Here is a 25,691-nt window from a genome sequence, read left to right as displayed (position 1 = left end):
GGGGGATCCGGTGGAGAAGGGGGCAGGGAGAGATGGGGAAGCGTTGGGCCCGGCCGCCGGACAAGCCGTCGGGCCGGCCGCTGGGCTGGCGGCGGCGGGCTGGCCGCGGGCTCATGACCACTGGGCCAGCAGGGTGAGCCCGCCGCTGATCAGCAGCACGACGCCGCTGATCGGCGGCACCCACTGGCCCAGGGCCCGCAGGGCCAGCAGCCGCGGCAGCCAGGCGGCGGCGGTGCCGGCCAGCAGCAGCGGCAGCACCTGGCCGCCGGCGAAGCAGGTCAGCAGAACCACTCCCACCAGCGGTTCGCCCGCCTGGGCGATCCAGGCCAGCAGCACCGCCAGCACCGGGGTGGTGCAGGGGGAGGCCGCCAGCCCGAAGGCCAGGCCGGCCGCCAGGGGGGCCAGGGGGGCGGGCACCCGCTGGCGCCACTGCTCGGGGTCGGGGCCGGCGGGCAGCTGTAGGCGCACCAGGCCCAGCAGGTTCAGGCCCATCACCAGGGCCAGGGCCCCCACCAGGGTGGGGATCAGGCCCGGGATCTGGCCGTAGAGGCGGCCCAGCCAGCCACTGGCCAGGCCCAGCAGCACCAGGGCGCCGATGATGCCGCCCGTGAAGCTGAGGCTGCGCAGCCACGGCCGCCCCCCATCGCCATCGAAGCCCGCCAGGTAGGCCAGGGTCACCGGCAGCAGCGACAGCGAACAGGGCCCCAGGCTGGTGAGCAGACCGCCGGCGAACACGAGGGCCAGGGTCAGCGGGCCCGGGGCCGCCAGGGAGCTGCGCAGCAGGTCTTCGCTGCTGCGGGCCCAGTCTGCCACCGGCAGCAGGGTGGAGAGGGTCAGGCTGGCGGCCGTGCTCAGGCTGGTCGCAATGGGCAGAGCCAGCATCGGCAAGTCCACGCGCTCCGGCGTCTGGGCAGTCGGCCCAGCCTATCGGGGTGCTCCCGTGGGTTTGGCGCTGACCTGGGCCAGCCGGCGGGCCCGGGCGGGCCGCGGCGGCTCCAGGCCGGCCGCCTCCAGGGAGCAGCGGATCAGCAGGCCGGCCAGCAGCAGGCTGGCCAGCAGCGAGTTGCCGCCGTAGCTGATCATCGGCAGCGGCAGGCCGGTGGTGGGCATGGCGCCGCTGGCCACGGCGATGTTCATGATCGACTGGCCCACCAGCAGGGTGGTGCAGCCGATCGCTACCAGGCGCTGCTGGTTGCTGCGGCAGGCCAGGGCGACCCGCAGGCCCGCCAGGCCGAACAGCAGCAGGAACAGCAGCAGCATCAGCGAGCCCACGTAGCCGAACTCCTCGGCAAACACCGCGAAGATGAAGTCGGTGCTCTGGATCGGCAGGTACTGCAGCTTCTGGGTGGAGAGCCCCAGCCCCTCGCCCCACACGCCCCCGGAGCCGATGGCCAGCAGGCTCTGCACCAGCTGGTAGCCATCGCCCTGGGCGTCCTTCCAGGGGTTGAGGAAGGAGGTGACGCGAATGCGCTGGTATTCGTTGATCAGGATGCTGCCCACGCCCACCATCGCCCCCAGCGAGGCGGTGGCCGCCAGGCCGGTGAGGCTGATGCCCGAGGCCAGGGCCATCAGCCAGAGCAGCAGGCCGGTGAGGGCGGCGGTGCTGAGGTTGGGCTGCTTGAGGATCAGCAGGATCAGCACCCCGAACACCCCCAGCCACATCAGCTTCTGATCGGGGGCAATCCGCTTCCAGTGGGAGAACAGGGCGGCCCCCTGCAGCACCACGAAGGGCTTGATCAGCTCGGTGGGCTGGATCTGGATCGGGCCCAGCACCAGCCAGCGGCTGGCCCCGTTCACGGTGCTGCCCGCCACCAGGGTGGCCGCCACCAGCAGGCCGCCCACCAGCAGGGCCGGCCCCGCCAGCCGCAGCCAGCGCCGCAGGTTCGTGCGGATGCCGAGCCAGAGCAGACCCCAGCTCGCGAGCATCCAGAGGCCCTGGCGTTTGAGGTAGTAGGCCGCGTCGCCCATTTCGCGGCTCGCCACCCACCAGCTGGCGGAGGCGAGCACCAGCAGCCCCAGCAGGCTCCAGAGGGCCACCATGGCCAGCAGCAGCCGGGCCTCGGCGGGCCAGTGGGCGAGGGGCAGCGGCAGCAGGCGCAGACCCCCGTGGCCGGAGGCCGCGCCGTGGCGCTGCGGGCGGGCGGCAACGGGGGCGCTGGACAAGGCGGTGCTGGTGCAGCTGGACACCGACTATCCCCCATCTGCGCGGTGGTTGCCAACAAAAAAGCCCGGCTTGCGCCGGGCTGATGGATTGCACGTTGGCTTGGTGCACGACTAGGGCGTTGAAGCCTCAGTTGCCGACGTTGACCTGACGACGACCGGTGACCAGTTCGACCTTCAGGATCTTGCCGCCCTGCTTCATGATCCGCTGCTGTTCAGCGAACCAGCTTTCGAAGGGCACCCACTTGGTGAAGAAGGTGTTCTGCAGCTCGCGCTGAGTCCGGGTCTTCTCAGGAGAGGGGATGCAGGCCGTGATCTTGAACAGACGCATGGGAATGATCCGCAGGGTGTGCCGAGGGCGCGGGATCAGTTACCCAGGCCGGAGCTGATGTAGTCGAGGTAGACGCCCAGTTCACGACCGGCATCAGGACCCACCAGGCTGGCAGCCACTTCCTTGATGGCCTGGATCGACTGGACGGTGGCGCCGATGGGCACGCCCAGGGAGTTGTAGGTCTCCTTGAGGCCGTTCAGCACGCGCTCGTCGAGGATCGAGGTGTCACCCGCCAGCATGGCGTAGGTAGCATAGCGCAGGTAGTAGTCCAGGTCGCGGATGCAGGCGGCATAGCGACGGGTGGTGTACATGTTGCCGCCCGGACGGGTGATGTCCGAGTACAGCAGCGACTTGGCGACGGCTTCCTTGATGATGGCAGAGGCGTTGGCGCTGATGGTGGCGGCAGCGCGCACGCGCAGTTCACCGGAGGCGAAGTACTGCTCCAGGCGGCCGATGGAGGAGCCGTCGAGGTAGAGACCCTGAACGTCGGCCGAATTGATGACGTTGGTGATGGCGTCTTGCATGGAAGCTGAGAAGAGGCGGGATTAGAGAAGAAGCAACCTCAGGAGAGGGCGCCGACGACGTAGTCGAAGTAGAAGCCAGCCTCTTCGGCATCGGCACCGGTGAGCAGGCTCGCGGAGGCGACCTTCAGTTCACGCACGGCCTCGGCGATGCCCTCCAGGGGCGTGCCGAGGGAGCGGTACATCTCGCGGGCGCCGATGATCCCGATTTCCTCGATCGGGGTGACGTCACCAGCCACCACGCCGTAGGTCACCAGGCGCAGGTAGTAGTCGATGTCGCGCAGGCAGGAAGCGGTCATCTCCTCGCCGTAGGCGTTGCCGCCGGGGGAGATCAGGTCGGGGCGCTTCTGGAAGAGGGCGCCGGCGGCCTGTTTCACCAGGCGCTCGCGGCTCTCGCTCAGGACCTGGGCTACGCGAATGCGGCGCTGGCCACCACTCACAAAAGCCTTGATCTGGTCGAGTTCGCCAGGGCTGAGGTAGCGGGCTTCGGCGTCCGCGTTGATGATCGAGTTGGAGACGATGCTCATGCAGTTCTGCCTCGAAACAAGCGGTCGCCTGAACGGAGACCGATATCCGGTGGGTAAGGGGGCTCTCTCAGGGCCTCGCTGCCAGGGGCTGCCCGCTTCGGCGGACGGCCCGCCTTGGCGGGGCTGAGCTGGGGGAGGCGACAGCAGTGCTGATCGCCGAATCATTCTGTGGCAGAGCCCCGCGGCAGCCCCGGCTGCGGTAACAGTTCTTCACGGCGTCTCGATCCCGCAGATCCCTTGGCTTGCAAGGGCTTTCGGCGATGTTGTGAATACGCGGCCCCTGTCTCGCTTGTTAACAATCAGGGGGCTTGATCGCCCATTTGCGCACAGTCTGCCAATCGGGATTCTCCTGGCTTGTTGTCACAAATAAAAAAGCCGGCCCCTTGGGGGGCCGGTGTGGAGCTGGTTGGCCCGTTGGGGGCTGACCGAACCCGACGGGGTCAGATGGCGCCCTTGATGGGCGGATTGAGGGCCGCATTGCCGCCGTAGAGCGCGGCCGTGCGGTTCACCGTGGTCAGCGGGATGCCGTCGCTGGTGGCCAGGCCGCGCAGGTAGGGCACGGTGTCCCGGCCGAAGGCGTCGGCGTAGTCCTGGCTGCTGAGGATCGCCTCGATGGCGGCCCGCAGGCCCTGGGTGGTGCGGGTGGCCAGGAAGCGGCTGGTCTCCTCGGGCTGGGCGGCGCGTCCCAGCAGGGCCAGGTAGGCGGCGGCGGCGGCCCGCAGGGGCGCCATGCGGTTGAGGCGGCGCTCGAACAGCTCGCTGCCGGCCACCTTGGCCACGAAGTCGGCCACGCTCAGCTGGCCGTTGCGCAGCTGTGACTCGGCATCCACCAGCCGCTCGGCGGCGAGGGGCTGACGGTTCAGCAGCTGGCGGTAGACCGCGTCGATGGCCTGCTTCTGTTCGCTGGGGCCGGGTCGCTGGGCCAGCTGCAGGGGGCGTCCGAGGCTCTGACGGCGGCCGAAGCCCTGGGGACGCTCGGGCCGCAGGGCCTTCTGCATGGCCTGGCCCGGCTGCTGGGCCAGGCCGGCGCCCAGGCCGCCCGCCACGGCCTTGGACCAGCCGCCGACCACGGGAGCCCCACCGCCCACGGCGATGGTGGGGGCCGCCGGAGCGCTGCCGACGCTAGGGGCGTAGCTGGTGACCCCCGAGCTCCAGGTGGGGGTGAGGCCGCCGCCGGGCTGCCAGCGGGGCGCGCTCCAGCGGCGGGTGGGTTCGGGCGGGGTGGCGATGGTGCCCGGGCCCTGCTCCGCGGTCGCGCTGGGGGTGAGGGTCTGGCCGCCGCTGAGGGTGGCGCTCCAGCCGCCCCGCACCACGGCCGCCTTGGCGGGCAGGTTGCGGGGGGTCAGCTCGCCCGCATAGCGGAAGTCGCTCGGGGGAGCCACCTCGGGGCGTGGGCGCGGCGTGAGGTCGACATAGGCCGCCAGATCCAGCTCGCGCCTCAGGGCCGGCACCCGCCGGCTGTTGAGGTCGGTCGGGGTGATGAAGCGCTCGTAGGGAACCGTGTCCTCGCCGAAGGTCTCGCTGTACTCGCGGCTGTCGAGGATCGCGTCGACCACGCCGTAGAAGCCCTTGCGGGCCGCCACGTCGAAGTAGCTGTCGATCTCCCAGCGCCCGAAGGTGGGACGGCCCAGCAGGCGGCGGTGGATGACCTCGATCGCCTTGGTGATGTAGAGGCCGCTCCAGTAACGGCGGCGGAAGGCGTTGGAGCGGGCCACCTGGCGGATGAACTCCCGCAGGCTGAGATCGCCGTTCTCCAGCTTGATCTCTTCCACCTTGTTGCGCTCACCGGCGTAGCCGGTGTTGCCCAGCACCTGCACGTACACCGCATTGATCACGGCCTGGGTGCCGGCCTCGGTGTTGCGCACGCTGGGCTGGCCGCCGCGGCGGGGCACCGAGTTGCCGCCGGTGGCGATCTGGGACAGGCGCACCACCTTGGGACCCACCTTGCGGGGGGTGGAGGCGCGGAACTGGGGGCTGTTCATCTGGCCGGGCTGGCGCAGACCGTTGCCCACCAGGATGCGGCGGCTGTCGTAGCTGAACGGCGCCGGACGCGTGGCCACGCTGGCGGTGCCCGAGGGGAAGATCGCCCCGTAGTTCAGACCCAGGGGATCGTTGCCGCCGCCATAGGGGTGCTGGTCGGCGAAGGGCCGGCGGTAGCTGGCGTAGAGGGTGACGTACTGGGGAGCGCCTTCGAACGGGGCGCTGAAGCGGAACAGCTTGCGGTTGCTGCCCCAGCCGGCGCTCTCCTGGGCCTCTTCGCCGATGTCCCGCAGGAAGGGAACGGTTTCCTCGCCGAAGACCTGGGCGTACTCGGCGGTGTTGATCAGGGAATCCACCAGGCCCTTGAGGCCCTGGGCGCTGACGATGTCGAAGTAGCGGGTGAATTCCTCCTTGGAGCTGATGCCGCGGCCCAGGAAGTGGCGGAAGGCCAGCTCCACGGCCCGGCTGTTGGAGAAGCGGCTGTAGAACTGCTGGCGGTATTCCTTGCTGTGGCCGAGGGCGCGGATGAATTCGCGCACCGAGATCTGGCCCTGGCGCAGCTGGGTGGCCTGCACCGGCGCCACCTCCTGGCTGTAGCCCTTGAGGATGTCGCGCTCGAACACCTGGCGGTAGGCGGCGCGCACCACCTCGGCCTTCTGGGCGCCGGTCATGCCCGGCTTCATGTTGTAGCGGAGGGCCTTGCCCTGGGCCGCCAGGGCATAGATCGCCGGCAGCTGCAGGCCCTGGTTCTCGGGGCTGCCGAGGCGCTGGCGCGGCGAGGGGGTGGGAACCTCCAGCTCCTTGATCAGGACGTTGAAGCTCTCGATCAGCAGCTGGCGGGCTTCAGGCAGGTCCTTGAGCAGGGCGGCCGCACCGGCGCGCATCTCCTGCAGGGCCACGTTGGTGGCGGCCAGGGAGCAGCCCTTCTCGAGCACGTCGCGCAGGCCGCGGGTGTTGACCGCGAGGATGCTGGGATCGCCCGCCACCACGGCGTAGCCCACATAGCGCAGGAACCAGGCCAGGTCGCGGATCGACTTCTTCATCCGCGCCGTGCCGTAGACGGCGACGCTGATCGGCGAGAAGCCGGTGGGGATCACCACCCGCACGTCGGCGTCACCGCCGCCTTCGAGCAGGCGGGTGAGGAAATTGCCCTTGCTGGCGCCGGTGCCGGTGAAGGTCTGGACCGACTTCTGGAAGGCGACCTGGTCGGCAGCGAGGGGCGTCTCCTCGCTGGCGGCCGGACTCAGGGGCGCATCCAGATAGGAGAGCGGCGTGCCCCCCGCGAAGATGCGGTTGGCGGCACGGGCCACGATCGCCTCGGCGTTGGCCGAGAGGCGACGGGCGGCCTCGAGGCGGAGCTTGCCGCTCTCGAAGAAGGTGGCGAGCGTCTGCAGCTCAGTGCCGTCGGGGAAGCGATCCTGCTGTTCCGCCTGACGGACGCTGGAGAGCGGCAGGGTGTCGTAGCGCTGGGGTGCAACCCTGCTGCTGCCGCTGCTGGCGGTCACAGTCATGGAGGAGAGCGAACCGGGCCAAGGCAACTTACGGCTGCCCCTCTGGCCCCCCGGCCGGCCATGAACAAATGTTTGCAGCCTGACGTGATCCCCTGCTGCACCCCGGCTGGGGCCATGAAAAGCTCGCCCCAGCAGGTCCCCGTGCCGGCGGTCCTGCTCCGCTTGTTTCCCCTGCCATGACCCAGTCCCCGGCCGATGCCGCCACGCCGGTGGTGAGCGCCTTCTACGACCGCTTCCCCTACCCCGGGGATCCGCTGCAGGACGGCCCGCCGCCCGGATACAACTGGCGCTGGTGCGTGGATACCGCCTACGCGGCGAGCACCGGTGCCCTGCCGCCCCAGCGACCCGAGGGCCGGCCCCTGCGGATCCTCGATGCCGGCTGCGGCACGGGGGTGAGCACCGACTACCTCGCCCACCTCAACCCCGGCGCCGAGATCCTGGCGGTGGACATCTCCCCCGGCACCCTGGAGGTGGCCCGTGAGCGCCTGCGGCGCTCCGGCGGCGATCGCCAGGCCTCGGTGCGGATCGAGAACCGCAGCCTGCTGGAGCTCCAGGGCGAGGGCCCCTTCGACTACATCAACTCGGTGGGGGTGCTGCACCACCTGCGCGAGCCGGAGGCGGGCCTGCGGGCCCTGGCCGCGCTGCTGGCCCCCGGTGCCCTGCTGCATCTCTTTCTCTATGCCGACGGGGGCCGCTGGGAGATCCACCGCAGCCAGCGGGCCCTGACGGCCCTGGGGGTGGGCAGCGGCGCCGAGGGCCTGCGGCTGGGGCGCCGGCTGTTCACCGAGCTGCCCGAGCACAACCGGCTGCGGCGCCACCACGAGCAGCGCTGGGCCATTGACTGCGCCGCCGACGCCAACTTCGCCGACATGTACCTGCACCCCCAGGAGACGAGCTACAACCTCGAGCGCCTGTTCGCCTTCGTGGCCTCGGCGGACCTGCACTTCGCCGGATTCTCCAATCCCCAGGTGTGGGATCCGGCCCGGCTGCTGGAGGGAGAGCTGCTGGAGCGGGCCCGCGCCCTGCCCCCGCGCCAGCAGTGGCAGCTGGTGGAGGACCTGGATCCGGACATCAGCCACTTCGAGTTCTTCCTCAGCCAGGGGGAAGCGGCCCAGCACGCCTGGTCGGACGACGGAGCCCTGCTGGCGGCCCGCGGCCGTCGCAACCGCTGCCTCTGGGGCTGGCCCGGCACCGCCCTGCTCGATTCGGACATGGCGCCCCTGGATCTGAGCGCCGATGGCCTGGCCCTGCTGCAGGCCGTGGAGGCCTCCGGGGCGGCGGGCGAGACGGCCGGCGGGGGGCTGTCCAGGCCCCTGGGTGAGCTGCCGCTGGGCTGGGAGCAGGCCCGGCTGCTGGAGACGGCCAGAACCCTGCAGGGGCAGCAGGTTCTGCTGCTCCAGGCAGGGGCTTGTAACGCTGCGTGATAGATTCCGCGCGCCTTTCCAGAGCCTCGGCGCCCTTGCAGGCAGGCCCCTTTTCCCCCCCCGACGACGTCCCCTCAGCGGGATCGGAAGGCGGGTTGGTGAACGGTTCCCCCGCCGGCGAGCCTGCCGACCTGGCCCTGGACCCGGTGGCCTCCGACTCCTCGGAGACTCCACCGTCCACCAGCCCCGCAGCAGCCGCTGCGGACCCTGCGGCCGCCTCGGCAGCCGTCGATGGCGGGCTGGACGACTACCGGCGACTGCAGCAGCGCCTGTTGCTCGCCACCGTGATCGTCTCCGCTGCGGCGGTGGCCTTCACGGCCTTGCGATTCGATCTCCCCACCGCCGGCAGTCTGCTGGTGGGTGCCCTCGCCGGCCTGCTCTACCTGTGGCTCCTTGCCCGCAGTGTGAGCAAGCTCGGCAACGGCTCCAAGAAGGTGGGCAAGATCCAGCTGCTTGTGCCGGTGGTGCTGGTGCTGGCAAGCTCGCGCTCCCCCCAGCTGGAGCTGTTGCCGGCCCTGATCGGCTTCGTGCTCTACAAGCCCGCCCTGATCCTCCAGGCGCTGTTCGACCGCTGAGCCGCCCCTGGCTCCGCCGGCCCCCATTCCCACCCGTCGCCCGCGCGACACCGCCCTTCCAGCCCGATGGTTCCCTTGCCACTCGCTCTTCCCTTTGCCGAACTGGAGGTGGGCCAACACCTCTATTGGCAGCTCGGGAACCTCAAGATCCACGGTCAGGTGTTCCTGAGCTCCTGGGTCGTGATCGGCGCCCTGCTCGCCCTGGTCGTGGTCGGCACCCGCAAGCTGGAGCGCGACCCCCGCGGCGTGCAGAACCTGCTCGAGTTCCTCTGGGACTACATCCGCGACATGGCGCGCGAGCAGATCGGCGAGAAGGCCTACCGCGACTGGCTGCCGTTCATCGGCACCCTGTTCCTGTTCATCTTCGTGAGCAACTGGGGCGGCGCCCTGGTGCCCTGGAAGCTGATTCACCTGCCCAGCGGTGAACTCGGTGCCCCCACCGCCGACATCAACACCACCGTGGCCCTGGCCCTGCTGGTGTCGCTGGCGTACTTCTACGCCGGCCTGAGCCGCAAGGGTTTCCGGTACTTCGAGTACTACGTGGAGCCCACGCCGATCATGGTTCCCTTCAAGATCGTCGAGGACTTCACCAAGCCGCTCTCGCTCTCCTTCCGTCTGTTCGGCAACATCCTTGCCGACGAACTGGTGGTGGCGGTGCTGGCCTTCCTGGTGCCCCTGGTGGTACCCCTGCCGGCCATGTTCCTCGGCCTGTTCACCAGCGCCATCCAGGCCCTGATTTTCGCCACCCTCGCCGCCTACTACATCGGCGAAGCGGTGCACGAATCCCACCACTGATCAACCCTGATCCCGTCAGACCGGTCCCCCCGGTCTGGCAAACTCTCTGCGCGCAGGTCCGGTTCGTTCCGGGCCCATCTCCCCACCCGAGATGTCCCGGCGCAGGGTTTCGTCCCCGGTCCATCCCGCGCTTTCCCGGCGCCCCACACACCTAGTTCCACCATGGATTCCATCACCTCCGCTGCGTCTGTTGTGGCTGCTGGCCTGGCCGTCGGCCTGGGCGCCATCGGCCCCGGCATCGGTCAGGGCACCGCTGCCGGCGGCGCTGTCGAAGGCATCGCGCGTCAGCCTGAAGCTGAAGGCAAGATCCGCGGCACCCTGCTGCTGTCCCTGGCCTTCATGGAAGCTCTCACCATCTACGGCCTCGTGGTCGCCCTGGTGCTGCTGTTCGCCAACCCCTTCGCCTGATCGCGAACGGAGGTGAGCGGGGGTTCGGTCGCCGGTTGGCGGCTGACCCCTGGCTCCTACCGCTCGCACCCAGCTCCCAAGCCGTTCCGCGGCCCGCTTCATCCGCCCGCACCCCCGCCTCATGACCAGCTGGCTACTGCTCGGTGCAACGGAGGGAGGTCTCTTTGACCTCGATGCCACCCTGCCGCTGATGGCGGTGCAGGTGGTGCTCCTCACCTTCATTCTCAATGCCCTGTTCTTCCGCCCCGTTGGTCGGGTCGTGGAGGAGCGCGAGGGCTACATCACCACCAGCCGTGCTGAGGCCAAGCAGAAGCTGGCCCAGGTGGAGCGTCTGGAAGCGGATCTCGCCGCCCAGCTGAAGGAGGCCCGCCTGGCCACCCAGAAGCTGATTCAGGACGCGGAGCAGGACTGCGACCGCCTCTACCGCGAAGCCCTGGCCGCCGCCACCGCGGATGCCAATGCCTCCCGCGAACAGGCCCGCCGCGAGATTGATGCTGAGCGCGAGAGCGCCTTCAAGCAGCTCCAGGGTGATGCCGAGAAGCTCGGTGACCTGATCGTCGACCGCCTGCTGGCCGCCAAATGAACTTCCCCACGATCCTGGCCGCGCACGGTGCATTCGGGCTGAACCTGAATCCGTTCGAGACCAACATCATCAACCTGGCGATCGTCATTTTCGCCCTCTACAAATTCCTCCCCAATTTCCTGGGCGGCATTCTGGAGCGGCGGCGTGCGGCGATTCTCACCGACCTGACCGACGCCGAGACCCGTCTGGCCGCCTCCACCGAGGCTCTGGCCCAGGCCCAGCAGGGTCTGGCCGAGGCCCAGAAGAAGGCCGAGCAGATCCGTGCCGACGGCAAGGCCCGTGCCCAGGCGATCCGCCTGGAGAACGAGAAGCGCACCATCGAGGAGATGGCCCGCCTCAAGCAGGGTTCCGCCGCCGACCTCCAGGCCGAGGCCGCCCGTGTCACCACCCAGCTGCGGCGTGAAGCGGCCCGCCTCGCCATCGAGAAGGCCCTGGCCAGCCTGCCCGGCAAGCTCGATGCCGACGCCCAGGCCCAGCTGCTGAACCAGTCCATCCAAAACCTGGGGAACGCCTGATGCCGCTGCTCAACACCGTCACTACCCCCTACGCCGAGGCCTTCCTGCAGGTCGCCGAGGCCCGCAACGAACTCGCCGAGGTGGTGGATCAGGCCAAGGCCGTCCTGGCCCTGTGGCAGGAGTCCCCGGAGCTGCGCAGCGCCCTGGGCTCCCCCGTGCTGGAGGTGGACGCCAAGAAGGCGGCCCTCACCAAACTGTTCGACGGCCAGGTCACGCCGTCGTTCCTGAACCTGCTCAAGCTGCTGGCCGACCGCCAGCGCATCGGCATCCTCGATGCCGTGCTGGAGCGCCTGCTCGAGCTCTACCGCGAGCAGAACAACATCGCGCTCGCCACCGTGACCTCCGCCACGGCCCTCAGTGAGCAGCAGCAGTCCGATCTGCGCAGCAAGGTCCAGGCCGTGGCCGGCACCGACAAGCTGGAGATCAACCTCCTGGTGGATCCCGCGCTGATCGGCGGCTTCGTCGTGACCGTCGGCTCCAAGGTGATCGACGCCAGCCTGGCCGGTCAGGTGCGTCGCCTCGGACTGGCGCTGGCCAAGGTGAGCTAGCCCCGCACCGCCTCCCCCTTCTCACCCACCGTCCTCCCCTCCACCGCCTCCCATGGTTTCCATCCGCCCCGACGAGATCAGCGCGATCCTCAAGCAGCAGATCGCTGACTACGACAAGTCGGTCTCCGTCAGCAACGTCGGCACCGTGCTGCAGATCGGCGACGGCATCGCCCGCGTCTACGGCCTGGAGCAGGTCATGGCCGGCGAGCTGGTGCAGTTCGAAGACGGCACCGAAGGCATCGCCCTCAACCTCGAGGACGACAACGTGGGCGCGGTGCTGATGGGCGAAGGCCGCGGCATCCAGGAGGGCAGCACCGTCAAGGCCACCGGCAAGATCGCCTCGGTGCCCGTGGGCGATGCCCTGCTGGGCCGTGTCGTCAACGCCCTGGGTCAGCCCATCGACGGCAAGGGTGACATCGCCACCACCGAGACCCGCCTGATCGAGTCGATGGCGCCTGGGATCATCCAGCGCAAGTCGGTGCATGAGCCCATGCAGACCGGCATCACCGCCATCGACGCGATGATTCCCATCGGCCGCGGCCAGCGCGAGCTGATCATCGGCGACCGCCAGACCGGCAAGACCGCCATCGCGATCGACACGATCATCAACCAGAAGGGCGAAGACGTTGTCTGCGTCTACGTGGCCGTGGGTCAGAAGGCAGCTTCCGTGGCCAACGTGGTGGAGGTGCTGCGCGAGAAGGGCGCCCTCGACTACACCATCGTGGTGGCCGCCAACGCCTCCGAATCCGCGGCGCTGCAGTACCTGGCTCCCTACACCGGTGCCGCCCTGGCCGAGTACTTCATGTACAAGGGCAAGGCCACCCTGGTGATCTACGACGACCTCACCAAGCAGGCCCAGGCCTACCGCCAGATGTCGCTGCTGCTGCGTCGTCCCCCCGGCCGTGAGGCCTACCCCGGCGACGTGTTCTACTGCCACAGCCGCCTGCTGGAGCGCGCCGCCAAGCTGAGCGATGCCATGGGCAAGGGCTCGATGACCGCCCTGCCGATCATCGAGACCCAGGCCGGTGACGTGTCGGCCTACATCCCCACCAACGTGATCTCGATCACGGACGGTCAGGTGTTCCTGAGCTCCGACCTGTTCAACTCCGGCCTGCGCCCCGCCATCAACGTGGGCATCTCGGTGAGCCGCGTGGGCGGCGCCGCCCAGACGAAGGCCATCAAGAAGATCGCCGGCACCCTGAAGCTGGAACTGGCCCAGTTCGACGAACTGGCCGCCTTCTCCCAGTTCGCCTCCGACCTCGACGCCGCCACCCAGGCCCAGCTGGCCCGGGGCAAGCGTCTTCGCGAACTGCTCAAGCAGTCCCAGTTCAGCCCCCTGAACCTGGCCGAGCAGGTCGCCGTGGTCTACGCCGGCGTCAAGGGCCTGATCGACAGCGTGCCCGTGGATCAGGTGGTGCAGTTCGCCCGTGAACTGCGCGAGTACCTCAAGAGCAACAAGCCCGAGTTCATCCAGAAGGTGCTCACCGAGAAGCAGCTCAGCGACGAATCCGAGGCCATGCTCAAGGACGCCATCAAGGAGGTGGTTTCGACCATCGCCGTCGCCGCCTGAGGATCCTGAGTAATGGCGAACCTCAAGGACATCCGCGACCGCATCAGTTCGGTCAAGAACACGCGCAAGATCACCGAGGCCATGCGCCTGGTGGCTGCCGCCAAGGTGCGCCGTGCCCAGGAACAGGTCCTGCGCAGCCGCCCCTTCGCCGATCGCCTGGCCCGGGTGCTGGAGAACCTCCAGTCCCGGCTGCGCTTCGAAGATGCCGATGCTCCCCTGCTGGAGGATCGCGACCTGCGCAATATCACCCTGCTCGCCGTCACCGGCGACCGGGGTCTGTGCGGTGGCTACAACGCCAACATCATCAAGCGCACCGAGCAGCGTTTTGCTGAGCTCAAAGGCCAGGGCTACGCGGTGGATCTGGTGCTGATCGGCCGCAAGGCGATCACCTACTTCCAGAACCGAGCCCACCTTTACAAGATCCGGGCCACCTTCACCGGCCTGGAGCAGGTGCCCAACGCCGCTGAAGCCGGTGCGATCGCCAACGAGGTGCTCGCCGAGTTCCTCTCCGGCAGCACCGATCGGATCGAGATCATCTTCACCAAGTTCATCAACCTGGTGAGCTCCAAGCCGGTGTCCCAGACCCTGCTGCCCCTCGATCCCCAGGGCATCGCCACCCCCGACGACGAGATCTTCCGGCTCACCACCCGCGACGGTCGTCTCGGCGTGGAGGTCGACAAGATCGCGAACGTGGCCCCGACCCTGCAGTCGGACTTCGTGTTCGAGCAGAGCCCCGAGCAGCTGCTCAACGCGCTGCTGCCGCTCTATCTGCAGAACCAGCTGCTGCGCTCGCTGCAGGAGGCTGCGGCTTCCGAGCTGGCCAGCCGCATGACGGCCATGAACAACGCCAGCGACAACGCCAAGGCCCTCGCCAAGTCGCTGACGCTGGACTACAACAAGGCCCGCCAGGCCGCCATTACCCAGGAGATTCTGGAAGTGGTGGGCGGCGCGGCCGCGATGAGCTGAAGCCACGTTCTGGCTTCAGGCAGGCTGAGGGGAGCCCCACCACGGGGCTCCCCTTTTTTGCATGTCGTTGATGCCGCCGTCCGCGTCCGGTTCCCTCGGTCTGGAGCCGCTGTTCCCGCTGGCGCTGGCCCGGGTGCAGCTGCGGCCCGACCCCTGGGATTCGGCGGTGTGGATGCAGGAGGTGCTGGCGCTGCGCGGCCAGGCCACGGGCAACCCCGAGCCCGGTTGCGCCTGGACCGGCGACATCAACGGCGTGTGGCAGTTGCAGCGGCTGGAGCCCTTTGCCGGCCTGTGCCAGCAGGTGCAGCAGCAGGCCTGGGCCTATCTGGAGGCCCTGGGTTTTGACCGGTCCGCCGTGGCGCTGCACATCCAGCGGGCCTGGCCGGTGGTGAGCGAGGCGGGCCAGGTGGTGGGCCGCCACCACCACCCCAATGCCCATCTCAGCGCCGTCTACTACCTCAACGGCGATGGCAGCGGCCGCAGCGGCTGCCTGCGGCTGTTCCCCCAACGCCAGGCCAATGAGCTGGTGCCCGGGCTGGCCGTGGGCCATGGCGGCCCGATCCGTGCCGATCACCCCGGCACTGAGCGCTGGAATGCCCCCTGGCTGGATGTGGCGCCCCAGGCCGGCCTGCTGGTGCTCTTCCCCTCCGCCACCGACCACGCCGTCACCGCCAACGAGGACGACGACGAGGTGCGCCTCTCCATCGCCTTCGACCTGGCCCTCACCGCCCCCCTGGCCCCCCCCGGCGCCCCCGCCCCCCCCGAATACCTGGCCCCCCACCCCGCCCAGTGGACCCAGCTCCCCCCCGGCTAATACCTCCCCCCACCCCCACCCCCCACTCCTGGTCCGCCCCCTGGCGCCTGCCGGGCAGCGCGCCTCCGCCCGCGGCGAAGCGCCGCCCGGCAGGCGCCAGGGGGCGGCAAGTGCCAGTTCCGTGATCCGGGAAGATGGTCCCGATCCGGCCAGTCGCCGCAGCTGCGGCCCTTCCCATGAGTGAGAGCTTCACCGTTGTCGCCGAGTTGAACGGCACGTCGCACAGCTTCAGCTGCCGCGCCGACCAGACCGTGCTGGCGGCGGCCGAGGCGGCGGGGGTCGCCCTGCCCAGCTCCTGCTGTTCGGGGGTGTGCACCACCTGCGCCGCCCGGGTGACCGAGGGCAGCGTCCACCAACCCGACGCGATGGGCGTGAAGGCCGACCTGCAGGAGCAAGGGTTCACGCTGCTGTGCGTGGCCTTCCCCCGCAGCGATCTGAAGTTGATCGCCGGCCAGGAGGACGCCCTCTACGAGGCCCAGTTCGGTCAGTACCAGAAGTGAGCGGATCGGCTCCCGGCTCTGAGCCGCAGGGCCTGGACCCGCAGGAGCTGGAGCCTGGGGGCCTGGTCTCGTTGGGGCAGTCGTCCCTGCCGCGGGGGGCGGATGGGTCTCGGTCCCTTGCGCTTGAGGCGGTGGAGCTGGAGCTGGTGCGGCGACCCGGTCCGCTGCTGGAGCAGATCCAGGCGGCCCTGGCGGCCCAGGGGCGCCTGCTGCGGTGGGCGATCACGGCTGTGGAGCCCGGAGCTGGCGGCGGCCCTGAGGGCTCGCGGCTGCGCATCGAAGCGGTGCTTCAGCGATGAGCCGCGAGCCTGGCTTGGCCCTCGCTGCCGCAGGCGCGGCGGGTTCCCCGGGTGCCCCCCTGCCCACCCTGCTGGTGATCCCCACGGGCATCGGCTGTGAGGTCGGGGGCTTTGCGGGCGATGCCCTGCCCTCGGCCCGGCTGCTGGCGGCCGCCAGCGGCTGCCTGATCACCCACCCCAACGTGATGAACGGGGCGGCCCTCTACTGGAGCGACCCACGCCTCCACTACGTGGAGGGTTCGGCCCTCGACCGCTTCGCGGCCGGGGAGCTGGCGTTGCGGCCCGTGCGGCGGCAACGGGTCGGTCTGCTGCTCGATGCCGGCATCGAGGCCGAGCTGCGCCACCGCCACCTGCAGGTGGCCGATGGCTGTCGCGCCAGCCTGGGCCTCAGCATCGGGCCGGTGCAGGTCACCGACGAGCCGCTGGAGATCACGCTGACCAGCGGGGCCAGCGGCGCCAGCTGGGGCCGCCTGGGCCGGCCCGGGGCGCTGCTGCGCGCCGGTCGGCGGCTGCAGGCGGCGGGGGCCACGGCGATCGCCGTGGTGGCCCGCTTCCCGGAGGACCCCGCCAGCGAGGCCCTCGCTGCCTATCGCCAGGGATCGGGCGTGGATGCCCTGGCGGGGGCCGAGGCGGTGATCAGCCATCTGCTCAGCCGGGAGCTGGGGATTCCCTGTGCCCATGCCCCGGCCCTGAGTCCGCTGCCCCTGAATCCGGCCCTGGATCCCCGGGCCGCCGGTGAGGAGCTGGGCTACACCTTCCTGGCCTGCGTGCTGGTGGGCTTGAGCCGGGCGCCCGATCTGGTGCCGCTGGCGCCCGCGTCGTCCCTGGAGCGGCCCCTGGCCCGCAGCAGCGGCGGGGATCTCCTCGGGGTTGCGGATGTGGGGGCCGTGGTGGCGCCCGCCGGGGCCCTGGGCGGGGCTGCGGTGCTGGCCTGCGCCGAGCGGGGTATCCCGCTGATTGCGGTCCACAACCCCTGCGTGCTGAATGTGTCGGCCGAAGCCCTGGGGCTGGAGGTGCTGCCGGCGGGCAGCTATGCGGAGGCCGCCGGCCTGGTGCTGGCCCTGCGGGAGGGCCTCGATCCCGCCGCCCTGCGGCGCCCCCTGGCGCGGCTGGTCTGAGGTGGAGGGGTGATGGCGCTCGATCGGCCCTGTCCCTGCGGGGGCCTCAGCTACGGCGCCTGCTGCGGCCCCCTGCACCGCGGCACGCGACCGGCGGCCACGGCCGAGCAGCTGATGCGCTCCCGCTACAGCGCCTACGCCCTCGGGGAGCTGGAGTATCTGTTGCGCACCCATCCCTCCCTCGAGCCGCTGGCCCGCCGCCGCCGGGAGCTGGCCGCCAGCCTCGGCGCGGTGCGCTGGCAGCGGCTGTGCCTCCTGGCCACCACGGCTGGAGGCCCCGCCGATCGCACCGGCACGGTGACCTTTGAAGCCCACTACGCCGTGGGCGGCCAGGCGGGGGTGCTGCGGGAGTGTTCGCTGTTCGGCCGCGAGGGTGATCGGTCCGACGGCCCGTGGCTCTACCTGAAGGTCCTGGACCTCTCGGATTCGGGCCCGGGCTGATCAGTGCAGGCAGGCCATCGGGTGGCGGTTGGGCACCCCCAGGGCCTTGGCGACGCCGGGATGGCACACCGCCCCGTCGATCGTGTTCAGCCCCGACACCAGCTCGGGCCGCTCCGTGACGGCCTCCACCAGGCCCCGGCCGGCGATCGCCAGGATGTAGGGAAGGGTGACGCTCACCAGGGCCTCGGTGGAGGTGAAGGGCACGGCGCCGGGCATGTTGCCCACGGCGTAGTGCTGCACGCCGTGGATCGTCACCACCGGATCGGTGTGGGTGGTCTCGCGGCTGGTGGCGATGCAGCCGCCCTGGTCGATCGCCACATCGACGATCACCGAGCCGGGCTTCATCTGCGCCACCAGGGCCTCCTCCACCAGGGTCGGGGCCCGGTCGCCCGGCAGCAGCACGGCCCCGATCAGCAGGTCGGCGCTGGGCACCAGGCGCTCGATCAGGCCGCGGCTGCTCACCAGGCTGGTCAGGCGCCCCTGGCGCTGGGCCTCCAGCCGGCGCAGGTTCTGGGGGGAGCGATCGAGCAGGAGCACCTCCGCGTCCATGGCGGCGGCGATGCGGGCCGCGTTCCAGCCCACCGTGCCGGCCCCGATCACCACCACCCGCGCCGGCCGCACGCCGCTGCAGCCGCCGATCAGCAGGCCGCGCCCGCCGTGGGGCTTCTCCAGCAGATGGGCGCCCACCTGGGCCGCCAGCCGGCCGGCGATCTCGCTCATCGGCGCCAGCAGGGGCAGGCTGCCGTCGTCGAGCTGCACGGTCTCGTAGGCGATGGCCGTGGTGCCGGCCTCCAGCAGGGCCCGGCCCACCTCGGCATAGGCCGCCAGGTGCAGGTAGGTGAACAGCACCAGGTCGTCGCGCAGGAAGCCGAACTCCTCGCGCTGGGGCTCCTTCACCTTCACCACCAGGTGCGCGGCCCAGGCCTCCTCCCGGTCGACGAGGCGGGCCCCGGCGGCGGCGAAGGCGTCGTCGTCGAGGCCTGCCCCCTGGCCGGCGCCGGCCTGGATGCGCACCTCCAGCCCGTGGCTCACCAGCTCCCTCACCCCGTCGGGGGTGAGGGCCACGCGCTGCTCGTCGCGCTTGATCTCCGTGGGCACGCCGATGCTGGCGATGGAGGCGACGCGGCCGGCGCTGGCCATAGGGAGCTGGAGGGATGCCTCCACGATGGCGACGGCGCCGCGGGGCCGCCACGGGGATTCAGGCGCCGGCGGCGATCGGCATGCGCCAGCCGCTGCCGAAGGCCCGCCCGCTCACCTTGAGCAGGGGCGCCGCCTGGCGCCGCTTGAACTCGGCCCGGCGCAGCAGGCCCTGCACCCGCGCCGCCAGCGCCGGATCGGCGCCGCCGGCCACCAGCTCCTCCAGGCTGCGCAGCTCCTCGATCAGGCCCTTGAGCAGGGGGTCGAGCACGGCGTAGTCGGGCAGGGAGTCGCTGTCGCGCTGGTCCGGGCGCAGCTCGGCGCTGGGCGGCTTCTCGCGGATGGCGCGGCCGATCAGCTCCCCCTCGGCCGGAAGACCCAGGGCGGCGCGGCTGGGTCCGGCCTCGGGTGAGTCGATCCAGGCGCAGAGGCGGAACACGGTGGTCTTGTAGAGGTCGCCGATCACGGCCAGGCCGCCGTTCATGTCGCCGTAGAGGGTGCAGTAGCCCACCGCCAGCTCGCTCTTGTTGCCGGTGGAGAGCAGCAGCTGGCCCTGCTGGTTGGCCACCGCCATCAGCAGCGTGCCGCGGATGCGCGACTGCAGGTTCTCCGCCGTGAGGCCGGCTGGAGCCCCGTCCAGGGCCGGCGCCAGGGCGGTGTCGAACCCCGCCATCAGCGGCGCGATCGGCAGGGTGTGGGTCGCCAGGCCGAGCCGCCCGGCCAGCGCCAGGGCGTCGTCGATGGAGCCGGCCGAACTCCAGGGCGAGGGCATCAGCAGCCCCTGCACGTTCTCGGGCCCCAGGGCCGCGGCGGCCAGCACCGCCACCAGGGCCGAGTCGATGCCGCCGCTCAGGCCCAGCAGGGCCCGCCGGAAGCCGCACTTGCGGGCGTAGTCGGCGATCCCGAGCACCAGAACCCGCAGCAGCAGCGCCTCGTTGCCGGGGATCGGGGCGGCAGGGATCCCGGTGGGGTCCGCGGTGGCCGTCAGGTCCCAGCAGGCCAGGGCCTCCTCGGCCCAGGGCAGCTGCAGCAGCACCGCCCCGCCGGGCGCGCTCACGAAGCTGCCGCCGTCGAACACCAGCTCGTCGTTGCCGCCCACCTGGTTCACGTAGACCACCGCACAGCCCAGCCGGTTGGCGGCCGCCGCCGCCAGGTCCCGGCGCAGCTGGGCCTTGCCCTGGGCGAAGGGCGAGGCCGAGAGGTTGAGCAGCAGGTCCGGCGCCAGGGGGATCAGATCGCCGATCGGGTCGCCGCCGCTGAGCCGGTGGCCGTGCAGGTCCTCGTCCACCCAGAGGTCCTCGCAGAGGCTGAGGCCCAGGCGCCAGCGGCGCCCGCCGCGCTCGAGCTCCAGCAGGCAGGGCTCGGCGGCGGGGCGGAAGTAGCGCCGCTCGTCGAACACGTCGTAGCTGGGCAGCAGCCGCTTGCGGGCCACGATCCGCCACTGGCTGCCCTCCACCAGGGCCGCCGCGTTGAACAGGTCGGGATGCTGCGGGCCCGGCACCGGCTCACTCACCCCCAGCAGCAGGGCCAGGCCCGCCGGCAGCTGCGCCGCCAGGCGGTCGAGCTGCTGGTCCTGGAGGCGGCGCAGGTCGGGGCGCAGCAGCAGGTCCCGGGCCGGGTAGCCCCACAGGGCCAGCTCCGGCGCCAGCACCAGCTCGGCGCCGGCATCCGCGGCGCGCCCGCAGGCCTCCAGCAGCCGCTCGGCATTGCCGCGCAGGTCGCCCACCAGGGGATTGCACTGGGCGAGCGCGAGGCGCATCAGGGCGGGGTGCCGAGGCCGTAGAGATTGTGCTGGATCAGCTCCGGCCATAGCTCAGCCGGCACCTGGTCGCGGCGGGCCCGCTGCCGGATCGCCGAGCTGGCCGTGGCGGGAATCGAGAGCGGCAGCAGCTCCACCCTGCCGCCCAGGTCCCGCAGGGGCTGCAGGTCGGCGGGGGCCACGGGCCAGCCCTGGCGTGGCACCACCGCCAGCCGGCAGCCGCCGAGCAGATCGGCGGCCCGAACCCAGCGCGGGATCTGGGGCACCAGGTCGCTGCCCACCACGAACACCAGCTCCCGGCCCGGCCAGAGGGCCCCGGCCCGCTCCAGGGTCTCGATCGCCCGGGGGCTGCTCAGCCCCTGCTCCAGCCGCAGGCCCGGCCGGTTCAGGGCCGCCACCACCGCGCCCAGCAGCCGGGCCCGCACCTCCAGCGGGGCGCCGTGGGCCTTGAAGGGGTTGTCGCTGGCCCAGGTGGCCACCAGCGGATAGGTGGCGGCCAGGCCCGCCAGCAGGCTGCGGTGGCCGCAGCTGGGGGGATCGGCGCTGGTGCCGAACAGGGCCACGGGGCCCTGGCGCTCCGACCCGGCGGCAGCCGGACTCACGGCAGCAGCCCCTGCAGGGCCGTGGCATCCGGGCTGGCCAGGCCGCCGCGAACGCCGGCGCCGGCCGTTTCCCCCGGGGCCGGCCAGTGCTCCAGCCAGGCCCGGGCCCGTCCGTCCTGGCGGGCCAGGCGCCGCAGCAGCGAGGCCGGTCGGCGCGCCCCCAGGCCCGCGCCCCGCAGCAGCTCCGCTGCGGCCAGCCGGCCGGTGAGGCGGGTGGTGTGCACCGCCAGGGCCGCCTGGGCCAGGGCCACCGGCGCCGCCGGCGCCAGGCTGAGGCCGCCGCTCAGGGGCGCCGCCAGCAGCAGCAGCTGGCGGATGGCCCCCAGCCCGAGCTGGATCCCCAGCTGAGCGCCCCCCAGCAGGGCGTTCTGGGCCGAGAGCCGCACCAGCAGCGCCCGGGCCCCGGCGCCGCCCATCGGCAGGCCGTAGAGCTGGCAGAGCTGCAGCACCAGGGCCGTGTCGAGGGCCAGGCCGCCGGCCAGATCCAGCAGCAGCAGGGGGTTGGCGGCCACCCCCGTGGCCTTGAGGGCGGCGAAGCGACCGATCAGCCCCTGGGCCGCCGCCCGGCCCTGGCGCAGCCGCCAGGCCTGCAGGCTCTGCTGGAAGCGATCGGCGGCCCGCAGGGCATTGAGGCCCAGCAGCAGCTCGCCGCTGCTCTCCAGCAGGGCGGTGAGCTGGCGCCGCAGGGGCTCGATCCGGGGGGCGCCGGCCACGCTGCGCACCCGCCCGTCGGCCAGCAGCTCGGGCCGGCGGGGCGCCGAGGCCACCGCCAGCAGCTCCAGGTGGCGGGCCGCGGCCGGCAGGCGGCGACGGATGCTGGCCAGCAGGGCCTCGTGCTCCGCCTCGGGCCAGCAGTCGATGCGGTTCAGCACCAGCAGCAGCGGCTTGCCGCTGGCCAGCAGCAGCTCCAGGGCCTCGGCCTCCGGCGTGGTCAGGTCGCCATCGAGCACCAGCAGCACCAGATCGGCCCCGAGGGCCACCCGGGCCGCCAGGCGCTGACGGGCCCGGGCGGCGATCTCGTCGATGCCGGGGGTGTCCACCAGCTCCACCGCCGCCAGGCCCGGGACCGCCACCGGCCAGCGGGCCCGCTGCTGGCGGCGGGTGCAGCCGTGGGCCACGTCCGTGGCGAAGGTGGCCTCCCCCAGCAGCGCGTTGAGCAGGCTCGACTTGCCCACCCCCACCCGCCCGAACACGGCCACCCGCAGCAGGCGCCGCTCCAGGGCGTCCAGCTGCCGCTCCAGGGCCTGCCACTCCGGCGCCAGCACCGAGCGCTCCCGGGCGGTGAGCGCCAGCTCACCCCGCCACTGCTCCAGCAGCAGCCGGCAGCGCTCGGCCACGGGCGGCGGGCTGGGGGTCATGGGCTGAAGGCCTCCAGGGACCTGCCGCCCGGGGGACGGCGCCACCAGCCTGCCAGCACCGCCAGCACGGCCTCGGCCCCGATCACCCCCACGAAGCCGCCGAATTCATCCACCACCACCCGCTGGGCCTGGCTGCGGCGGCGGAAGGCGGTCAGCAGCCGGTCGGCGCGGATCATCTCCGGCACGAACTCCACCGGCTCGCTGTGCTGGGCCACGGTGCTGCCGCCCTCGCCGCGCACCAGGGCCGCCAGCAGATCCTCGCGGCTGGCCACGCCCAGCACCTCGTCCACCTCCTGGCCCAGCACCACCCAGGAACTGGCCCCCGGCTGCACCAGGGTGTCGCGCACGGCGCTGAGTTCGGCCTGGCCCGGCAGGGTGGGGGCCGACACCCGCGGCAGCATCAGATCGCGGGCGGTGAGGTCGTTGAGCTGGAACACCTTGCCGATCATGGCGGCCTCATCCGCCTCGATCTGCCCCTTCTGGGAGCCCAGCCGCGCCAGCAGCCGGATCTCCTCCTCGTCGGTGGTGAGCTCGTTCTCGGCCGTGATCGCCGGCATCAGCCGCTCCAGCAGCAGCACCAGCGGCAGCATCACCCTGAGCAGCAGCGACACCGCCGCGGCGCTGGCCAGCGACACCGGCAGGGCCAGGCGGCTGCCCAGGGCCTTGGGCAGGATCTCGCCCAGCAGGATCACCAGCACGGTGAGGCCCACGGAGAACAGCGGCAGGGCCGCGCCCCGCAGCCCCAGGCGCTCGAACACCTGGGCCGCGTAGCCGCCCAGCATCAGGCTGCCGAAGATGTTGAAGCCGTTGTTGGCGATCACCAGCACCGCCAGGGCCCGGCCCATGCGGCTCTTCAGCTGCTGCAGGCTGCGGGCGCCGCGGGGCGGCTGGGGCCTGCCCGCCAGTTCATGCACCCGCAGCGGGTTGGCGGTGAGCAGGGCGGCCTCCACCCCGGAGCAGACGGCGGATCCCACCAGGATCAGCACCACCAGGGCCGCCAGGCCGATCAGCTCATTCATCGCCGTGGGCTCATCCCGCTATTCAAGCCGCACGCATTGAAGCGGCTGTGCCATCGTCGCGCTCAGCCCCTGCGCCGCCGCCCATGCTGATCGGGCCCGAGACCTTTGCCGCCCGCCGCGCCCGTTTCCTGGAGCGGCTGGGGGGTGCGGCGGCGGTGATTCCGGCGGCCCCGCTGGTGACGCACCACGCCGACGTGGAGTACCCGTTCCGGCAGAACAGCGACTTCTGGTATCTCACCGGCTTCGATGAGCCCGATGCGGTGGCGCTGTTCCTGCCCCACTGCCCGGAGAACCCCTTCGTGCTGTTCGTGGAGCCGAAGGACCCCACCGCCGAGGTGTGGAACGGCCGCCGCTGGGGCTGCGAGGGCGCCGTGGAGCGCTTCGGCGCCGACTTGGCCCACCCCCGCAGCGAGCTGGCCCAGCGCCTGGGCGACTACCTCAAGGGGGCCGAGGGCATCGCCTTCCGGGTGGGTCGCCACCCGTCGGTGGAGCCGCTGGTGCTGCAGGCCTGGGCCAGCCAGCTGGACCGTGCCCCCCGCAGCGGCACGGCCGCCCTGGGGCTGGTGGCCCCCTGCCCGCTGCTGCACGAGCTGCGGCTGCGCAAGGGTCCCGAGGAGCTGGAGCGGCTGCGGGAGGCGGCCCGCATCTCGGCGGCCGCCCACGAGCTGGCCCGCGAGGTGGTGCGGCCGGGGCTGGGGGAGCGCCAGGTGCAGGCGGTGATCGAGCAGCACTTCCTGGAGCAGGGCGCCCGCGGACCGGCCTACGGCTCGATCGTCGCCGGCGGCGACAACGCCTGCGTGCTGCACTACACGGCCAACAGCGCCGTGCTGCGCGACGGCGACCTGCTGCTGATCGACGCCGGCTGCTCCCTGGCCGACTACTACAACGGCGACATCACCCGCACCTTCCCGGTGAACGGCCGCTTCACGGGCGAGCAGCGGGCCCTCTACGAGCTGGTGCTGGCGGCCCAGGAGGCGGCGGTGGCGGCGGTGCAGCCCGGCGCCACCGCCGAGGGGGTGCATGGGACGGCCGTGCGGGTGCTGGTGACGGGCCTGCTGGAGCTGGGGCTGCTGGCAGGCGATGCCGACGGGATCATCGAGCAGGGCGCCTACCGCCACCTCTACATGCACCGCACCGGCCACTGGCTCGGCCTCGATGTCCACGACGTGGGCGCCTATCGCCTGGGCGAGCACCACGTGGCCCTGGAGCCGGGCATGGTGCTCACCGTGGAGCCGGGCCTCTACGTGAGCGACCGGCTGGCGGTGCCCGAGGGCCAGCCGGCGATCGACGACCGCTGGAAGGGCATCGGCATCCGCATCGAAGACGACGTGGCCGTGACGGAGCGGGGCTACGAGAACCTCACGGCGGCGGCCCTCAAGGCGCCGGCGGCGCTGGAGCGCTGAGCCGGCCCATTGCGCCGGCCCCGCGGGCTGCATAGCGTCCACCCAGGCCTTCGGCCCCAGACGCTCCACGCCCCGCGTGGATCCGGCGATGACAGCACCCCGCGTTGAGAACCCCGGCCCCCAGGCCGGCACCAGGGACCGTGCCCCTGAGCGGGCTCCATACAGCTCCCCGGACTGTCCCGTCGCTCGCCGCCGCGTGTGGCTCGGTGCCCTGCGGCATCTGGCCCTGGTGGATGGCCACCTTGCCGAGGCCGAGCGGCATCAGCTCGAGGCACAACTGGAGCGCGAGGTGCCCGGCGAGACCCTGGAGAACCTGGGGCTGCCCGGCGATGAGGCCCTGGCCCATCGCCTCGGCATCGGCACCCCCTTCGCCGAGGAGTTCCTGCGCAGCGCCGTGGTGGTGGCCCTGGCGGATGGCTACCTCAGCCCCCTGGAGGTGGATCTGCTGCGGCACTGGAGCCAGCTGCTGGCGGTGGGCCAGGAGCTCGTGGCCCATCTGGAGAGCGACTGCGGCGACGAGCCCGCGCCGAACCATCGGCTGCTCGATCCGCTGCGGCGCTGGCTGGAGGCGATCGAGCCCCGGGATGCGGCGGTGGCGCGGATGCTGGTGCGGCTGATCCCCGCCCAGTGCCCGTTCGAGCGGGATCTGGTGCTGTTCGGCCGCAAGCTGGCCCACATCCCGCCGATGTGCAAGATCAACCCCGTCTACGACCAGTTGATGGCCCTGCGCTTCCGGTGCCTCTGTGTTCTGGAGGGTGAGGCGCTGCCCGGGCGCGAGGGCGCCTGATCGGTCAGGCCGTGGCGATCCCGGTGAGGGCAGGGCGGTC

27 protein-coding genes are annotated in these 25,691 nt (G+C 71.5%); 16 read left to right on the top strand and 11 right to left on the bottom strand.

Annotated features, from left to right (window positions below; genetic code table 11):
* Positions 1 to 111 precede the first annotated feature (111 nt).
* The 6 genes from ACLV7J_RS06730 to ACLV7J_RS06705 form a co-directional block, all read right to left on the bottom strand.
* Positions 112 to 882 carry a cytochrome c biogenesis CcdA family protein gene (locus tag ACLV7J_RS06730; RefSeq protein WP_411868330.1) on the bottom strand — a complete coding sequence of 257 codons (771 nt, stop codon included), beginning with the start codon at positions 880 to 882 and terminating at the stop codon, positions 112 to 114.
* Between the two features lie 42 nt (positions 883 to 924).
* Positions 925 to 2,100, bottom strand: a complete 1,176-nt coding sequence (locus tag ACLV7J_RS06725; RefSeq protein WP_411868395.1) for an FtsW/RodA/SpoVE family cell cycle protein — start codon at positions 2,098 to 2,100, stop codon at positions 925 to 927.
* A gap of 190 nt (positions 2,101 to 2,290) precedes the next feature.
* Entirely contained in the window at positions 2,291 to 2,491 is a 201-nt protein-coding gene (locus ACLV7J_RS06720) for a phycobilisome linker polypeptide (protein ID WP_255126850.1), read from the bottom strand.
* A gap of 35 nt (positions 2,492 to 2,526) precedes the next feature.
* Entirely contained in the window at positions 2,527 to 3,015 is a 489-nt protein-coding gene (apcB, locus tag ACLV7J_RS06715; protein ID WP_094591276.1) for an allophycocyanin subunit beta, read from the bottom strand.
* Positions 3,016 to 3,053: 38 nt separating this feature from the next.
* Complete coding sequence (locus tag ACLV7J_RS06710; RefSeq protein WP_255126849.1) at positions 3,054 to 3,539, bottom strand: allophycocyanin; 486 nt, start codon at positions 3,537 to 3,539, stop codon at positions 3,054 to 3,056.
* 440 nt (positions 3,540 to 3,979) lie between these two features.
* Positions 3,980 to 7,030, bottom strand: a complete 3,051-nt coding sequence (locus ACLV7J_RS06705; protein WP_411868329.1) for a phycobilisome rod-core linker polypeptide — start codon at positions 7,028 to 7,030, stop codon at positions 3,980 to 3,982.
* Positions 7,031 to 7,206: 176 nt separating this feature from the next.
* Here ACLV7J_RS06705 and ACLV7J_RS06700 point away from each other — a divergent pair, with 176 nt between their 5' ends.
* The 14 genes from ACLV7J_RS06700 to ACLV7J_RS06635 all read left to right on the top strand — a co-directional run bounded on the left by ACLV7J_RS06700 (position 7,207) and on the right by ACLV7J_RS06635 (position 17,586).
* The gene (locus ACLV7J_RS06700; protein WP_411868328.1) at positions 7,207 to 8,454 is read left to right on the top strand and encodes a class I SAM-dependent methyltransferase; all 1,248 of its coding nucleotides are present in this window, start codon (positions 7,207 to 7,209) and stop codon (positions 8,452 to 8,454) included.
* A 98-nt stretch (positions 8,455 to 8,552) separates the two neighbouring features.
* Positions 8,553 to 9,029, top strand: coding sequence for an ATP synthase (locus ACLV7J_RS06695; RefSeq protein ID WP_411868327.1), 477 nt, complete (start codon positions 8,553 to 8,555; stop codon positions 9,027 to 9,029).
* Between the two features lie 66 nt (positions 9,030 to 9,095).
* The gene (gene atpB, locus ACLV7J_RS06690) at positions 9,096 to 9,824 is read left to right on the top strand and encodes a F0F1 ATP synthase subunit A (protein ID WP_094591273.1); all 729 of its coding nucleotides are present in this window, start codon (positions 9,096 to 9,098) and stop codon (positions 9,822 to 9,824) included.
* 162 nt (positions 9,825 to 9,986) lie between these two features.
* The gene (gene atpE, locus ACLV7J_RS06685; RefSeq protein WP_094591272.1) at positions 9,987 to 10,232 is read left to right on the top strand and encodes an ATP synthase F0 subunit C; all 246 of its coding nucleotides are present in this window, start codon (positions 9,987 to 9,989) and stop codon (positions 10,230 to 10,232) included.
* 121 nt (positions 10,233 to 10,353) lie between these two features.
* Complete coding sequence (locus ACLV7J_RS06680; protein WP_411868326.1) at positions 10,354 to 10,815, top strand: F0F1 ATP synthase subunit B'; 462 nt, start codon at positions 10,354 to 10,356, stop codon at positions 10,813 to 10,815.
* Complete coding sequence (locus ACLV7J_RS06675) at positions 10,812 to 11,330, top strand: F0F1 ATP synthase subunit B (RefSeq protein ID WP_411868325.1); 519 nt, start codon at positions 10,812 to 10,814, stop codon at positions 11,328 to 11,330. Before ACLV7J_RS06680 ends, ACLV7J_RS06675 begins: the two co-directional genes overlap by 4 nt.
* Positions 11,330 to 11,878 (top strand): ATP synthase F1 subunit delta, encoded by a 549-nt coding sequence (gene atpH / locus ACLV7J_RS06670; protein WP_411868324.1) that lies wholly within the window; start codon positions 11,330 to 11,332, stop codon positions 11,876 to 11,878. The genes ACLV7J_RS06675 and atpH overlap by 1 nt, the downstream gene beginning before the upstream one ends.
* 52 nt (positions 11,879 to 11,930) lie before the next feature.
* On the top strand, positions 11,931 to 13,448 hold the full coding sequence (atpA, locus tag ACLV7J_RS06665) for a F0F1 ATP synthase subunit alpha (protein ID WP_411868323.1): 1,518 nt from the start codon (positions 11,931 to 11,933) through the stop codon (positions 13,446 to 13,448).
* A gap of 12 nt (positions 13,449 to 13,460) precedes the next feature.
* The gene (locus ACLV7J_RS06660) at positions 13,461 to 14,414 is read left to right on the top strand and encodes a F0F1 ATP synthase subunit gamma (protein ID WP_411868322.1); all 954 of its coding nucleotides are present in this window, start codon (positions 13,461 to 13,463) and stop codon (positions 14,412 to 14,414) included.
* A gap of 70 nt (positions 14,415 to 14,484) precedes the next feature.
* Complete coding sequence (locus ACLV7J_RS06655) at positions 14,485 to 15,228, top strand: TIGR02466 family protein (protein WP_411868321.1); 744 nt, start codon at positions 14,485 to 14,487, stop codon at positions 15,226 to 15,228.
* A gap of 176 nt (positions 15,229 to 15,404) precedes the next feature.
* Positions 15,405 to 15,728 carry a 2Fe-2S iron-sulfur cluster-binding protein gene (locus tag ACLV7J_RS06650; RefSeq protein WP_411868320.1) on the top strand — a complete coding sequence of 108 codons (324 nt, stop codon included), beginning with the start codon at positions 15,405 to 15,407 and terminating at the stop codon, positions 15,726 to 15,728.
* A gap of 71 nt (positions 15,729 to 15,799) precedes the next feature.
* Positions 15,800 to 16,027 carry a hypothetical protein gene (locus tag ACLV7J_RS06645; RefSeq protein WP_411868319.1) on the top strand — a complete coding sequence of 76 codons (228 nt, stop codon included), beginning with the start codon at positions 15,800 to 15,802 and terminating at the stop codon, positions 16,025 to 16,027.
* Positions 16,024 to 17,145, top strand: coding sequence for a DUF3326 domain-containing protein (locus ACLV7J_RS06640; RefSeq protein WP_411868318.1), 1,122 nt, complete (start codon positions 16,024 to 16,026; stop codon positions 17,143 to 17,145). Before ACLV7J_RS06645 ends, ACLV7J_RS06640 begins: the two co-directional genes overlap by 4 nt.
* Before the next feature lie 12 nt (positions 17,146 to 17,157).
* The gene (locus tag ACLV7J_RS06635; protein ID WP_411868317.1) at positions 17,158 to 17,586 is read left to right on the top strand and encodes a YchJ family protein; all 429 of its coding nucleotides are present in this window, start codon (positions 17,158 to 17,160) and stop codon (positions 17,584 to 17,586) included.
* Here the strand turns inward: ACLV7J_RS06635 and ald are convergent, their stop codons facing one another.
* The 5 genes from ald to ACLV7J_RS06610 are packed head-to-tail and all read right to left on the bottom strand — an operon-like array spanning position 17,587 to position 23,461.
* Positions 17,587 to 18,726, bottom strand: coding sequence for an alanine dehydrogenase (ald, locus tag ACLV7J_RS06630; RefSeq protein ID WP_411868316.1), 1,140 nt, complete (start codon positions 18,724 to 18,726; stop codon positions 17,587 to 17,589).
* 58 nt (positions 18,727 to 18,784) lie between these two features.
* Positions 18,785 to 20,482 carry an NAD+ synthase gene (locus tag ACLV7J_RS06625; protein ID WP_411868315.1) on the bottom strand — a complete coding sequence of 566 codons (1,698 nt, stop codon included), beginning with the start codon at positions 20,480 to 20,482 and terminating at the stop codon, positions 18,785 to 18,787.
* Entirely contained in the window at positions 20,482 to 21,084 is a 603-nt protein-coding gene (locus ACLV7J_RS06620) for a nicotinate-nucleotide adenylyltransferase (protein ID WP_411868314.1), read from the bottom strand. The genes ACLV7J_RS06625 and ACLV7J_RS06620 overlap by 1 nt, the downstream gene beginning before the upstream one ends.
* Entirely contained in the window at positions 21,081 to 22,442 is a 1,362-nt protein-coding gene (locus ACLV7J_RS06615) for a DUF697 domain-containing protein (protein WP_411868313.1), read from the bottom strand. Before ACLV7J_RS06615 ends, ACLV7J_RS06620 begins: the two co-directional genes overlap by 4 nt.
* Positions 22,439 to 23,461 carry a CNNM domain-containing protein gene (locus ACLV7J_RS06610; protein ID WP_411868312.1) on the bottom strand — a complete coding sequence of 341 codons (1,023 nt, stop codon included), beginning with the start codon at positions 23,459 to 23,461 and terminating at the stop codon, positions 22,439 to 22,441. The genes ACLV7J_RS06615 and ACLV7J_RS06610 overlap by 4 nt, the downstream gene beginning before the upstream one ends.
* A gap of 83 nt (positions 23,462 to 23,544) precedes the next feature.
* On the opposite strand from ACLV7J_RS06610, the gene ACLV7J_RS06605 reads away from it, so the two are divergent.
* Both ACLV7J_RS06605 and ACLV7J_RS06600 read left to right on the top strand, forming a co-directional pair.
* The gene (locus ACLV7J_RS06605; RefSeq protein ID WP_411868311.1) at positions 23,545 to 24,864 is read left to right on the top strand and encodes an aminopeptidase P N-terminal domain-containing protein; all 1,320 of its coding nucleotides are present in this window, start codon (positions 23,545 to 23,547) and stop codon (positions 24,862 to 24,864) included.
* Positions 24,865 to 24,952: 88 nt separating this feature from the next.
* Complete coding sequence (locus ACLV7J_RS06600) at positions 24,953 to 25,651, top strand: Mo-dependent nitrogenase C-terminal domain-containing protein (RefSeq protein ID WP_411868310.1); 699 nt, start codon at positions 24,953 to 24,955, stop codon at positions 25,649 to 25,651.
* Positions 25,652 to 25,691 lie beyond the last annotated feature (40 nt).

The organism is Vulcanococcus limneticus LL (assembly GCF_943369875.1).
Lineage (GTDB): Bacteria > Cyanobacteriota > Cyanobacteriia > PCC-6307 > Cyanobiaceae > Vulcanococcus > Vulcanococcus limneticus_A.
The sequence above is the reverse complement of the archived record's forward strand: the minus strand, read 5'-3'. Positions and strand labels throughout refer to the sequence as shown.